This window comes from Streptomyces monticola, assembly GCF_042665355.1.
Taxonomy (GTDB): Bacteria; Actinomycetota; Actinomycetes; order Streptomycetales; family Streptomycetaceae; genus Streptomyces; species Streptomyces monticola.
On the sequence record NZ_JBHTCF010000029.1, the window covers coordinates 39,573 to 52,324 of the forward strand.

Here is a 12,752-nt window from a genome sequence, read left to right on the forward strand (position 1 = left end):
GAGGGTGCGTACAGTGGTAGATCGTTTGATCCCATTTGCCCGGCGCCAGAATCGAAGCGCGCCGCGTGGCGCGTACTCTCCCTAGCCGTGGCTGACCGCATAGAGGCGGTCGAATTGCGATTCACGGAGTTTGGGCGCGTGCCGAGACTCCGGAAGGTTTCGCATTTCGCATGTCCACTTTCAGTACTGAGCACTCCGTCATGCCCGAGATCGCGGCGGACGAGGCCATCACCACCGCCCCCACCGCTTCCTCGACGGACACCGCTGTGACGGATGCCCCCGCCGCCTCCGCGACGGACGCCCCCGCGTCGGACGCCCCTGCGGCCGACAGCAAGCCCGAGGTCACCTTCGGCGACCTGGGTCTGCCCGAGGGCGTCGTCCGCAAGCTCGCGCAGAACGGCGTCAGCACGCCCTTCCCGATCCAGGCCGCGACCATCCCGGACGCTCTGGCCGGCAAGGACATCCTCGGCCGTGGCCGCACCGGCTCCGGCAAGACCCTCTCCTTCGGTCTGCCGATGCTGGCGACCCTGGCCGGCGGTCACACCGACAAGAAGAAGCCCCGCGGCGTCATCCTGACCCCGACCCGTGAGCTCGCCATGCAGGTCGCGGACGCGCTGCAGCCCTACGGCGATGTGCTCGGCCTGAAGATGAAGGTCGTCTGCGGCGGTACGTCGATGGGCAATCAGATCTACGCCCTGGAGCGCGGCGTCGACATCCTCGTCGCCACCCCGGGCCGTCTGCGCGACATCATCAACCGCGGCGCCTGCTCCCTCGAGAACACCCAGATCGCGGTGCTCGACGAGGCCGACCAGATGTCCGACCTGGGCTTCCTGCCCGAGGTCACCGAGCTGCTCGACCAGGTGCCGTCCGGCGGCCAGCGGATGCTGTTCTCGGCCACGATGGAGAACGAGATCTCCACGCTGGTCAAGCGCTACCTGAACAACCCGGTCACGCACGAGGTCGACAGCGCCCAGGGCAACGTCACGACCATGACCCACCACATCCTGATCGTGAAGCCGCGCGACAAGGCGCCGGTCACGGCCGCCATCGCCGCCCGCAAGGGCCGCACGATCATCTTCGTCCGCACCCAGCTGGGCGCCGACCGCATCGCCGAGCAGCTCTGCGAGGCCGGTGTGAAGGCCGACGCGCTGCACGGCGGTATGACGCAGGGTGCCCGTACCCGCGTCCTCGAAGACTTCAAGAAGGGCTACGTCAACGCCCTGGTCGCCACCGACGTCGCCGCGCGCGGTATCCACGTCGACGGCATCGACCTGGTCCTGAACGTGGACCCGGCCGGCGACCACAAGGACTACCTGCACCGTTCCGGCCGTACCGCTCGCGCGGGCCGCTCCGGCACGGTCGTGTCCCTGTCGCTGCCGCACCAGCGCCGCCAGATCTTCCGGCTGATGGAGGACGCGGGCGTCGACGCCTCGCGCCACATCATCGGCCAGGGCGGCTCGTTCGACCCCGAGGTGGCCGAGATCACCGGTGCCCGGTCCCTGACCGAGGTGCAGGCCGACTCCGCGGACAACGCCGCGAAGCAGGCCGAGCGTGATGTCTCCGACCTCACCAAGCAGCTGGAGCGGGCGCAGCGGCGCGCGAGCGAGCTGCGCGAGGAGGCCGACCGCCTCACGGCGCGCGCCGCGCGTGAGCGGGGCGAGGACCCGGCTGAGGCGCTTGCCGCCGCTGCCGAGACCGCCACCGCCGAGGCCGTGGCCGCTGCGACGGCCGAGGTTCCGGAGCAGCCGCGCGCCGAGGTCCGTGAGCCGCGCGAGTCCCGTGACTCCCGTGATGAGCGTCCCTCGTACGACCGTCGTGAGCGTCGCGACGACCGGGGCAACTTCGACCGTCGTGACCGTCGTGACGGTGACCGTGGCGGCTTCAGCCGTGACCGTCGTGACAACGACCGTGGTGGCTTCCGCCGTGACGACCGCGGTGACCGTGGCGGCCGTTCCTTCGAGCGTCGTGACGGCGAGCGTGGCGGCTTCAGCCGTGACCGCCGTGACAACGACCGTGGTGGCTTCCGCCGTGACGACCGCGGTGACCGTGGTGGCTTCAACCGCGACCGTGACGACCGTGGTGGCCGTTCCTTCGAGCGCCGTGACGGCGACCGTCCGTTCAACCGCACGGCCCCCCGCCGCGACAACGACCGTCCCTTCAACCGTGACCGCCGTGACGGCGAGCGCGGCGGCTTCCGCCGGGACGACCGTGGCGGCGCCGGCGAGCGCGGTGGCTTCAACCGTGACCGCCGTGAGCACCGTGGCGGCAGCGACCGTCCCTTCAACCGGGACGACCGCCCGTTCAACCGTGACCGCCGTGAGCACCGCGGTGGCGGCGACCGCCCGTTCAACCGTCGTGACGACCACCGTGGCGCCGGCTCCGGCTCCTTCGGCCGCCGCGAGGACAAGCCCCGCTGGAAGCGCAACGGCTGACGCTCCGGCTGATCCGGACGCACTCAGGGCATGAAGAAGCGGGCCTACTCCCAGGAGTGGGCCCGCTTTCGTGTCCCTGCACCGATACCCGATCGGCTCTGTCCGCTCCTGCGGCTATGCTCGGGGGTGCGTTGACGCGGGCCGTTAGCTCAATTGGCAGAGCAGTGGACTTTTAATCCATTGGTTGTGGGTTCGAGTCCCACACGGCCTACCTCCGGCGGGTTGGCGGGAACATCGCCTGACCTGCGCACGAGCGCCCCACTCGATCTTTTCGGGTGGGGCGCTTCGCTGTCTGCCGACCCTGTGCCGGCTGAGGACGCCGGGCGGTCACCCATGCCGGGTGCAGCCACGTGCCGTCGTCACGAGCGAAGACGCGGCCCGTATCGGTGTACGCCTCATCACACGTGGCGTAGGCAGGGCACGTCTCGACGAGCACGGTCAGTATCGCGGGTCGCTGCCTCCCGATGCTTCGATCAGCCAGTACAGGGAGCCCGTCCCGAACGGCCAGCCAGTGGTGGCCACGTCGATCCAGCCCGCATGCGCATCGTCCGTGCCGGCATTCCACCACCACCAGCTGCGGTCGTCTCCCTGCCCCTCGTCCGTGGGGTCGAAGTAGTAGAGCCAGTTCGACAGTGTCCACGGCCCTGCCGCCGCTGCCGCTTTCTCCGCGGGACTGAGTCCCCGCCAACGGGCAAGCCAGTACGCGCTGTCGAAGTCAGGGTCGGGCGTCGGCTCCGGTGCACAGCGCTCAATGAACCATGCGGGCAGCATCTGCTCCCATTCGGATTCCGGTGGCCAGGACTCCACGCGCTCGACAACTCGGCTGAGCGCTTCGCGGGCGCGCTCGATGACCGTTTCGGGGGCTTCAGCCGTGAAGTGGACGCGAATCACGAAGGCGTCCTCCGTGGGGTCGGGCCCCCGCTGAAGTCTGCGGAGCTCACTACCTGCTGCGTACGCGTCCATTGAACCGAGTCTGCCGTGGTGCGGCGATGACCGGCCAACGAGTTCCAGCGACTCCGCACAGAGGGCCTCCGGGGAACCCCGTCTGACCGCGCCTCACCGAAGCCCGTATACCTCGTACCCGTAGGGGGTACGGTCGGAGGTATGGATTCTCGGGGTTCTTGTTCTGCCGTCTGTGGGGTCGTGCGTGGGCTTGGGGTGGTTGAAGTGCGGGTTGTGCGGCGAGTTTTGGGGGTTTGTCTGCGACTGCGGGTGGTGGTGACGGGGGATTGCGCCGGGCGCGGGGGCAACTGACGTACGGCATTGGCGAGTTGCTGTTGTCGGGCGAGCGCCTGGTCTGTGACCTTGACTTGGATACCCCCCAGCCGTACGTTCACATACGGGTACCCCGTAGGGGTATTGATGATGGACGACTGTGAAGGGAGAACTCCCATGTCTTCGGCGAGCAACGCGCCCGGGGCGCGGGCCGGGCGCAAGGAGTGGACCGCGCTAGCGATCCTTGTGCTGCCCACGATGCTCCTGTTCATGATGCTCACGATCCTGTTCCTGGCGATCCCGTATCTGGCCGCGGATCTCGCGCCCAGCAGTACGCAGACGCTGTGGATCCTGGACATCTACGGATTCCTCATGGCCGGCTTCCTGGTGCTCATGGGCACCATGGCCGACCGGATCGGGCACCGGAATCTGCTGATTGCCGGAGCGGCCGTGTTCGGGATCGTGTCGGTGGCCGCCGCCACCACCGACGATCCGGCGATGATGATCGTCTGGCGGGCCGTGCTCGGGCTCGCGGGTGCCGCGCAGGTGCCGGCCACGCTCGGGCTGATCTTCACGATGTTCCATGACGCCAAGCAGCGCGGAGTCGCCATCGGCGCCTGGGCCGCGGGCATTTCCGGCGGTGTGGCACTCGGCCCGCTGCTCAGTGGTCTGCTTCTGGACGCCTTCTCCTGGCGGGCGACGTTCCTGGTCGCCGTGCCGGTGATGGCCGTCGTCGTGATCGGTGCGCCGCTGCTGCTGCCCAAGCACCAGTACGCGGGCGGGGCGCGGCTCGACTTCTTCAGCGCCCTGCTGCTGCTCGCGACCATGCTGCCGTTCGTCTACGGCATCAAGTCCATCGCCACCGGTGAGTCCCTCGCCGTCTCGGTGGCCGCCATCGTGGTCGGTCTTGTCTTCGGTGTGCTGTTCGTGGTGCGGCAGCTGCGGGCGTCCGCGCCACTGCTCGATATGCGGCTCTTCAAGAACCGCACCGTCAGCGGCGCCCTCGTCGTCTTCGTGCTCGCGCCGACCGGCATCGGCGGGGTCTATCTGATGTTCAGCCAGTTCCTGCAGCTCGTTAAGGGGCTTTCGCCGATCGAGACGGGGCTCGCGATCCTGCCCGCGGCGCTCATCCTGATCGCCGTCGCCACGTTCTCGCCGATCATGGCCCGCCGGATCAGGCCCGGCTACATCATGGCCACCGGGCTCGCCGTGCAGGTGGTCGGCTATCTGCTGCTCGCCCAGGTCGGCCCCGCCACCGGACTGCCGTGGCTGATCGCCAGCTTCATCGTGATCTACCCGGCCGTCGCCCCGTCCATGACGCTGCCCAACGAGCTGATCGTCAGCTCCGTGCCGCCGGAGAAGGCCGGGGCCGCCAGTGGGCTCAGCTCGACCGTGAACGACCTCGGTATCTCGCTCGGCGTCGCGATCGTCGGCAGCATCGGCGTCGCCCGCTACCGCAGCGAGATCGAGGGCTCCCTGCCCGAAGGGCTGCCCGCCGAGGCCTCCGAGGCCGCGCGGAACAACCTCGACGGCGCGGTCGCCGCGGCCGGTCAGCTCCCGGCCGAGGCCGGCGGCTCCCTGCTCCGGGTGGCGCGGGACGCCTTCGCCAGCGGGCTCGGCACCGCGGCCACCACCGCCGCGGGCATCGCCGCCGTCGGCGCGGTCGTCGCCGCCTTCTGGCTCCGGCATGTGCCGCCCACGGGGCAGGCCGCCGCGGCTTCCGCCGAGACGCCGGACGCGGACGCGGGCGCAGGCGCGGACGCGGAGTCCGGCGAGGCCGCAGAGGCGAAGGCATGATCCCGTTCAGCGCGGAGCCCACCCAGACCCTCGGCAGCACGGGCGGCCGGTGTATGTACGCACAGGTCGACCGGCTGCGCGAGGAGGGCCCCGCCGTGCCCGTGCGGCTGCCCGAAGGTGTCGGGGCCTGGTCGGTCACCCGGGGCGATGTCGTACGACGGCTGCTCACCCACCCGGGCGTCACCCGCAACCTCAAGAAGAACGTGCCGAGTTACCGGCCGGGTTCCGTGCCCTGGCTCGCCCCGTGGGTGGATGTGGACTCCATGGCCACCGCCGAGGGCAAGGACCACGCCCGGCTGCGCAAGCTCATCACCCCGGCGTTCAGCCCGCGCCGAGTCGACGCCATGCACGGCCGGCTCGACACACTCGTCTCCCGGCTCCTCGACGACCTCGCGGGGCGGCCGGGCGACGAGGTGGTCGATCTGCACGCCGCGTACTCCTATCGCGTACCGACCGAGATGATCTGCGATCTGTTCGGGGTGCCGGGCTCCCAACGGCCGGAGGTGCTGCGGCTGTTCCGGGCCGTCGGGCAGACCGATGTCTCGGAGGTGGAGTCGATCGCCGTCAACGACGCCCTCGTGGCCGAGATGCGGTCCCTCATCACCACGAAGCGCGACGAGCCGGGTGAGGATCTGACCAGCTTCCTGCTCGCCGCGCACGAGGAGGACGGCGAGGAGGCCGGCGAGGAGTACAGAGAGGGGGCGGGGGAGGGCGGCCGTGTGGCGGCTGGTGAACAACAGCCGCTCACCGAGCATGAGTTGATATCCACTCTGCTCCTGATGATCGGCGGCGGCAGTACCACCACCATCAATCTCATCGACCACACGGTGCGTGAACTCCTCACCCACCCCGACCAGTTGAAGACAGTCATGGCCGACCCCGGCCGCTGGAGCGATGCCGTCGAGGAGTCGATGCGGGTGCACTGCCCGGTCATGCATCTGCCGATGCGCTGGGCCGTCGAGGACATCGACCTCGGCGAGGGCGTCCTCATCAGGGCCGGTGACGCCATTCTGATCTGTTACGGCGCCCACGGCCGGGACCCGGCCGTGCACGCGGATCCCGGCACCTTCGACATCGACCGGGCGAGCAAGGAACACATCGCCTTCGGGCTCGGCGCCCACTTCTGTCCCGGCTCACGCCTCGCCCGGCTGGAGGCCCAGGTCGCCCTGCCCGCACTGTTCGAGCGCTTTCCCCGGCTCGAACTCGCCGTCGCGCCCGACGAGATCGAGCCCGTGCCGACCTTCATCGGCAACGGGATCGGCTCGCTGCCGGTCTATCTGCGCCACGACGGCGGACAGGTGACCGCGTGAGAGCGGCACAGGCCGATGTCCTGGCCGAGCGGACCCGGCGGCTGCTCGACGAGGCGCGCTATCTGAACCTGGCGACCGTGTCGGCGGACGGCGAGCCGTGGGTGGCGACCCTGCAGTACGCCTGGCTCGGCGACCCGCTGCGCCTCGTGTTCGGCTCGGCGGCCGTTTCACAGCACGGGCGCGACATCGCCGCCCGGCCACGGGTGAGCGGATCGCTCTTCGTGGCGGGCGGCGACGGTGGCGGCCTCGATGTCGGGGCGCTCGACGGCGCCCAGTTCAGCGGGCGGTGTACGGCACTGACCGGTGGCGACCTCGAGCGGTACCACGGCTTCTTCTACGAGGCCCTGTTCCCGGACGAGCGGGAGCGTGCGCGATGGCAGCTTCCGCCGGCCGAGCTGCGGGCGCCGGCCGTGCACCGGCTCTACCTCGTCGAGGTCGAGCGGTGGTGGCTGGTCGACACCCGCACCTGGGAGCAGGACCGGATCGACCGGCGCCTCGAAGTGCCCCTGAAACAGGTGCAGTTGGGGTGAGGGGCGTCGGGGCGGGCGTGGAGGTGGGCCCGGTCCCGGCCCGGCCCCGGGCCGGGGCCCCTGGGCGGTCAGGCCGTGGCGTCGGCGAGCGTGGCCCAGAACGTCTCCTCGTACGCGTGCACCATCCGCGCCGTACGGATCGCCTGGGCCGGGTCGTCGCCTCCGGCCAGGCCCGCCGCCATCGTGGCGGCGGCCTGGTCGAGTAGCTCCTGCGGGGTCGCGGCGAAGTAGCGGAAGTGGGCCACCGCCGTGTCGCCGAAGCCGTACGAGGACTGCAGCGCGTCCGCGGCGCGGGTGTAGGCCGCGCCCGAATCGGCCACGTTCGCGAGCAGCGCGAGGGCCAGGTCGCTGCGGGTGCCGAAGAGCGCGGTCCGGGTCAGGAAGGCCGGGTAGGCCTGGGTCAGGGGCTGTGGCTCGTACTCTCGTAACTCCTTTTCTTCCAGGCCGAGTTCGGACGCGAAGTCGAGCAGCAGGCGCAGGGCCTCGGTCTCTCCCTGGGTCAGGGTGAGGAACAGGTCGGCGCCCGCGGGGTCGGGGAAGCGGGTGGCGGCGAGCGCGAAGCTGCGCCGGTCGCTGCTCACCAGGTGGTACAGCTCGCCCGCGAGCGCGCGCAGCTGTTCCTTGGGGAGGCGGCCCGATTCGAGCAGGTCGAGATACCGGTTGGGTGCCGGGCGCCCGGACGGCTCATGCGCGGTCATCTGCTGTTGTGCGGTGCGGATGATCCTGGTGACCTCTTCGTTCATGACGCCGTCCTTCGCTCCGCCGGTACGGTCCTGCGCACATTCGGGACCGTCGACGGGCCCGGTTTCGGTTCGACGATCCAGGGGCCGTCGCTGGAGGAGTCGGCGACGCCCTCCTCCAGCCAGGTGTAGCGCTCGCCGAGCAGCCGCCTGGTGAGGGTGCGGTCCCCGACGTCGGTGTTCCCGTCGAGCTCCAGGAACAGCGAATCGACCCGGCGCTCCGCCTGGGCGCAGAAGGCGTCGGCCAGTTCGGCCGGTGCCTCGCCGTGGTCCGCGAGGGCATCGGCGTATGCGCAGGTGGCGGTCATCGCGTACAGCTCGGCGCCGATGTCGATCAGGCGGCCCAGGTAGCGCTGGTGGTCGTCGACCGCCGCGCAGGCGGGGCGCCGGGCGAACTCATGGAAGCGGTCGGCGAGTTCGGCGGCGGCGTCGGCGGCGAAGCGCCGGTGTGCGGCGAGCGGTCCGGCGGAACCGGGCTCCTCCGGCGCGGGAGTGCCCGAGTCGCCTGTGCCACGGATCTGTTCGAGTACCGCCTCCGCCAGGAAGGCCCGCAGGGCCTCCGTCGAGCCGTCGAAGATCCGGCCGATCCGCAGATCCCGCAGGAGCCGCTCGACCGGGATGCCGCGTTCGCCGCGGGCGGCCGCGGACTCGGCCGTCTCGTAGCCGCGGCCGCCACGGATCTGCATCAGGTCGTCCGCGACGAGCCAGGCCTGCTCCGAGGCGAACAGCTTGGCCAGTTCGGCCTCCAGGCGGGTGTCGTGGCCGCCGCGGTCCGCGTGGTGTCCCGTGACCTCGACCATTGCCTCCAGGGCGAAGGCCGTCGCCGCGATGAACGCCAGCTTGCCCGCGACCGCGTCGTACTCACCGATCGGCCGCCCGCCCTGCACCCGGGCCCGCGCCCACTCGCGGCCGGTCTTCAGGCACCACTTCGCGGCCGCCGCGCACACGGCGGGCAGCGAGAGCCGGCCCGTGTCCTGCGCGGCGAGCGCGATGTCCAGGCCCGCGCCCTCCGCGCCGATCCGGTGGCCGGCCGGGACGGTGACGTCGTGCAGCCGGATCACGCCGTTCTCCAGGCCGCGCAGGCCGAGGAAGGAGCTGCGGTGCTCCACGGTCACGCCGGGGCTTTCGGCCTCGACGATGAAGGCGGTCAGGTCGCCGCCCGGGTCACCGGCACCGACATCGGCCCCGCGCCCGCCCTCGCTCCCGCCTTCGTCCCCGCTCCCGCTCCCGCTCCCGCTCCCGTCCTCGCCGGAGCCCGGCACCCGCGCCATCACCACCAGCAGATCGGCGATGACGCCGTTGGTCACCCACAGCTTCACCCCGTTGAGGGTGTACGTGTTCGTGGCGCGGTCCAGGACGGCCGTGGTGCGTACCCGGTACGGGTCGTTGCCGACGTCGGGCTCGGTGAGGGTGAACGCGGAGATCTCACGGACGCAGCGCGGCAGGAACTCCCGTTTCTGCTCCTCGGTGCCGAACAGCGCCAGCGGCTGCGGCAGTCCGATGGCCTGGTGCGCCGCGAGCAGCTCGCTCAGCGCCGAGTGGACGCCGCTCACGGTCATCAGGGCCCGCAGATAGCAGACGCCGGACAGGCCGAGACCGCCGTACTCGCGGGGAATCCTGATGGCGAACGCCCCGAGGTCCTTGAGCCCTTCGATCACCCGGTCCGGGATGCGGTCATCGCGCTCGATCAGGCTGCCGTCGACCTCGGTGGCACAGAACTCCCGGAGCCGGGCGAGGAATTGCTCGTCAGTGTCGGGCAGCCGGCCGGGGTCACCGGCCGGCAGGGCCAGAAGGCCGGTGCGGAGCCGTCCGAGGAACAGCTCCGCACCGAAGCTCGGCGCCGTCACCGGGCCGAGTCCGAGCCCGAGCCCGGAGCCGAGCCCGAGGCGGGGGCCGAGTCAGGGGCGGGGGTGGCCTTGATGATCGAGAGCGGGCCCGCGGCGCCGATGCCGACCGACTCCACGGCGAAGCCCGTGGCGGCGAGCATGGCCCGGAACTCGCTCTCGGTGCGCTCCCGGCCACCGGTGTTGACCAGCATGTTCAGGTCGGTGAAGAACATGATGGGGTGCTCGGGCGAGGCCGTTTCGGGCAGCACGGTGCCCACGATCAGGAGCGTGGCCGACTCGGGGATCTGCCCCCGTACGGAGTGCAGGAGGGCGACGGAGTCCTCGTCGCTCCAGTCCTGGAAGACGCTCTTGATGATGTAGAGGTCGCCGTCGCCGGGGATGTCCTGGAAGAAGTCGCCCGCGACGACCTCGCAGCGGTCGGTGACACCCGCCTCCTTCAGGACGCCGGGCGCCTCGGCCACGCCGCTCTGGCTGTCGAAGACCACGCCGCGCAGCTGCGGGTAGCGCGGCAGGACGGCGGCGAGCAGTGTGCCGTCGCCACCGCCGAGGTCCACGACCTTCTCGACGCCGGAGAAGTCGTAACCAGCGGCGAGCTGTCCGGCGGCGATCCTCGACTCCTCGCCCATGGCCTCGTTGAACAGGGCGCTCAGGTCGGCCTGTTCGGAGAGGTGGCTGTAGAAATCCTTGCCGAACACCTGGTCATAGCCCGGCTCGCCGGTGCTGACGGTGTGGCCGAGCCCGGCCCAGGCGGCGAACAGGGAGGGGTGGCAGAAGACCCGCGAGAAGGCACGGAGGGAGTCGGGGGAGTCGGAGCGCAGCTGGGCGCCGACGTCGGTCAGGGCGAACCGGCCCGGCTCGGGCTCGGTCGTGATGCCCACCGCTGCGAGGGTGCGAAGGAGACGGCGCAGGGACGGCTCGTGCGTACCGCTCTCGGCGGCGAGCTCCTTGCTGTCGCGTATGCCGTCCTTGATGAGATCTGCCAGGCCGAGTTCCGCGGCGAGGCCGATGGAGTGAGCGGTCATATAGCCGCCGATGCGCTCGATCAGGGCGGCGCGAAGCCGCATGCGCTCGGCGGGGGTGCGCTCAACTGCGGTGCTGTTCATGGTGGTTCGACCTCCGTTGGCAGTACGAGGAAGGGAGAGGAAGGAAGAGACGGGGAGAGGCAGGCATCGGTGTACGGGGAGGAAGGAGGGGCTGGGGCCTCAGAGCCGGTGCCGCACCCACACGTTGGGTTCGACGTACACGGCGTGATCGCGGTCGATGTCCACCGCGACCGGGGCGAGCGCGCCCGGCACCTCCACCGGGCCGCTGGTGTCGAAGGGCAGACCGGTCCAGGCGCGCCACTGTGCGAGGCTGCCGGAGACCGTCATCGACACCGGGCAGACCTTCAGGACCTGGCCGCCCGCGCGGACGTGCACACGCAGCCAGGGGTCGTGGGGGAGCCCGTCCGGGCGGGTGCGGGCGGCGTACTCGGCCATCGGGACGTGCGGCTCGGTGTGCTTCAGGCTGGGCCGCACCGGTACGACGATGTCGGCGAGGCCCGCACGCCGGGCGTGGTCCGCGAGGGCGGCGAGTGTGCGCGCCGACAGGTCCTCGCCCCTGCGCCCCGGCACCACGGCGATCTCCAGGGCGCACAGCGCGGTGAACTTCCGCTCGCCGTAGGTGTCGGCGAGGCACTGGCGCAGCGCCTCGTCCCAGCCGGTGTCGGGCAGCGAGCCGGGGTCGCCGTCCCAGGCGAGCGGGACGGTGGCGGCGCGCGCCACGACCGTCGACTCGCCCTCGTACAAGGCGAGTTGATGCCCGGCGTGGCGCTCGAACGCCCAGTGCACGAGCACCGGGTCGGGGCGGATGTACGCCGGCCAGGACGACTCCATGGTCAGCAGGCCCTCTTCGAGGTCGGGCCGTTCGGCGAGCGAGGCGGTGCGTGGGGCGCGCGACATCACGACCTCCAGGGTCAGTTGGCCGGGAATCAATGGACCGGGAATCAATGGACCGGACATCAATGGGCCCGACATCAATGGACCGGACATCAATGGACCGGACATCAATGGACCGGACATCAATGGGCCCGACATCAATGGACCGGCCATCAGTCGGCCAGGCGGCTCGCGGGCAGCGCCCCGGTGGGCAGGGGCACGCCGGAGTGCGGGGCGCGGAGGAGTTCCAGGTAGTGCGTGCGCGGCACGGGCCGGGCCCCGAGGAGGCGGACATGCGCACTGTCCTGCTGTACGTCGACGGCGGCGCCGCCCGCCTCGGCGAAGCGGCGGGTCAGATCCGTGACCGCCGCCTTGCCCGCGCCGCTGCGCAGGGTGAACTGGGAGTCGGCGCTGAACACCGAACCCACACGGACGCCGAAGGTGCCGCCGATGAGTTCCCCGTCCTCCCACACCTCCACGCTGTGCGCGTAGCCGAGCTTGTGCAGCCGGCACAGGCTGGACAGGAGGCCGTCGGTGAGCCAGCGTTCGGAGCGGCCCTCGCGGCACTGCGCGACCACGCGCTCGAAACAGGCGTCGGCCGTGGTCGTCCAGGTCGTGGCGGCGCGCAGCATACGGCGCAGGCTGCGCTGGACCTTGACCTGGTCGAGGAGGATCAGCGGCCGGGGATCGGGGCAGCACCAGGCCACGGAGTAGGGCTCCTTGACGCCGGCGAGCATCTGCACGCGGCCCGCGTCGACCTCGGCCTCGTACATCATCTCGTTGAGGAAGCGCTGCTCGACGCTGCCCGCGGGGAACGGGTACAGGCCCCGCCGGTAGGCGCCGAGCAGGCTCTGCGGGCGCAGGTCGTCGCCGAACGCCACCGGTCCCTCGGTGGGTGCGGCCGTCAGATCCAGGTTCTCCCAGGCCGAGCGCGGCCGGGTCACAGCGGGTGGCAGCACGGCCGC

10 protein-coding genes and 1 tRNA gene are annotated in these 12,752 nt (G+C 70.9%); 5 read left to right on the forward strand and 6 right to left on the reverse strand.

Annotated features, from left to right (window positions below):
- The first annotated feature begins 170 nt into the window (after positions 1–170).
- A complete protein-coding gene (locus ACFQVC_RS38905) occupies positions 171–2,432 on the forward strand; it encodes a DEAD/DEAH box helicase (RefSeq protein ID WP_381840169.1) in 2,262 nt (753 codons plus the stop codon).
- A gap of 138 nt (positions 2,433–2,570) precedes the next feature.
- Positions 2,571–2,643 (forward strand) — tRNA-Lys (locus ACFQVC_RS38910).
- A gap of 227 nt (positions 2,644–2,870) precedes the next feature.
- Here ACFQVC_RS38910 and ACFQVC_RS38915 read toward each other — a convergent pair.
- Positions 2,871–3,323 (reverse strand): hypothetical protein, encoded by a 453-nt coding sequence (locus ACFQVC_RS38915; RefSeq protein ID WP_381840172.1) that lies wholly within the window; start codon positions 3,321–3,323, stop codon positions 2,871–2,873.
- Positions 3,324–3,824: 501 nt separating this feature from the next.
- On the opposite strand from ACFQVC_RS38915, the gene ACFQVC_RS38920 reads away from it, so the two are divergent.
- The 3 genes from ACFQVC_RS38920 to ACFQVC_RS38930 are packed head-to-tail and all read left to right on the forward strand — an operon-like array spanning position 3,825 to position 7,284.
- Positions 3,825–5,444 (forward strand): MFS transporter, encoded by a 1,620-nt coding sequence (locus tag ACFQVC_RS38920; RefSeq protein WP_381840175.1) that lies wholly within the window; start codon positions 3,825–3,827, stop codon positions 5,442–5,444.
- Complete coding sequence (locus ACFQVC_RS38925) at positions 5,441–6,754, forward strand: cytochrome P450 family protein (RefSeq protein WP_381840178.1); 1,314 nt, start codon at positions 5,441–5,443, stop codon at positions 6,752–6,754. The genes ACFQVC_RS38920 and ACFQVC_RS38925 overlap by 4 nt, the downstream gene beginning before the upstream one ends.
- Positions 6,751–7,284 (forward strand): pyridoxamine 5'-phosphate oxidase family protein, encoded by a 534-nt coding sequence (locus tag ACFQVC_RS38930; RefSeq protein ID WP_381840181.1) that lies wholly within the window; start codon positions 6,751–6,753, stop codon positions 7,282–7,284. The genes ACFQVC_RS38925 and ACFQVC_RS38930 overlap by 4 nt, the downstream gene beginning before the upstream one ends.
- A 68-nt stretch (positions 7,285–7,352) precedes the next feature.
- On the opposite strand, the gene ACFQVC_RS38935 is transcribed toward ACFQVC_RS38930, so the two are convergent.
- The 5 genes from ACFQVC_RS38935 to ACFQVC_RS38955 all read right to left on the reverse strand — a co-directional run bounded on the left by ACFQVC_RS38935 (position 7,353) and on the right by ACFQVC_RS38955 (position 12,746).
- Positions 7,353–8,027, reverse strand: a complete 675-nt coding sequence (locus tag ACFQVC_RS38935; protein ID WP_381840184.1) for a thiaminase II/PqqC family protein — start codon at positions 8,025–8,027, stop codon at positions 7,353–7,355.
- Positions 8,024–9,871 carry an acyl-CoA dehydrogenase family protein gene (locus ACFQVC_RS38940; RefSeq protein WP_381840187.1) on the reverse strand — a complete coding sequence of 616 codons (1,848 nt, stop codon included), beginning with the start codon at positions 9,869–9,871 and terminating at the stop codon, positions 8,024–8,026. Before ACFQVC_RS38940 ends, ACFQVC_RS38935 begins: the two co-directional genes overlap by 4 nt.
- Positions 9,868–10,974 carry a methyltransferase gene (locus ACFQVC_RS38945; RefSeq protein WP_381840190.1) on the reverse strand — a complete coding sequence of 369 codons (1,107 nt, stop codon included), beginning with the start codon at positions 10,972–10,974 and terminating at the stop codon, positions 9,868–9,870. The genes ACFQVC_RS38940 and ACFQVC_RS38945 overlap by 4 nt, the downstream gene beginning before the upstream one ends.
- A gap of 99 nt (positions 10,975–11,073) precedes the next feature.
- Positions 11,074–11,811: an N-acetyltransferase gene (locus ACFQVC_RS38950; protein ID WP_381840193.1), complete on the reverse strand. Its 738-nt coding sequence runs from the start codon at positions 11,809–11,811 to the stop codon at positions 11,074–11,076.
- Between the two features lie 149 nt (positions 11,812–11,960).
- Positions 11,961–12,746, reverse strand: a complete 786-nt coding sequence (locus ACFQVC_RS38955; RefSeq protein ID WP_381840196.1) for a leucyl/phenylalanyl-tRNA--protein transferase — start codon at positions 12,744–12,746, stop codon at positions 11,961–11,963.
- Positions 12,747–12,752 lie beyond the last annotated feature (6 nt).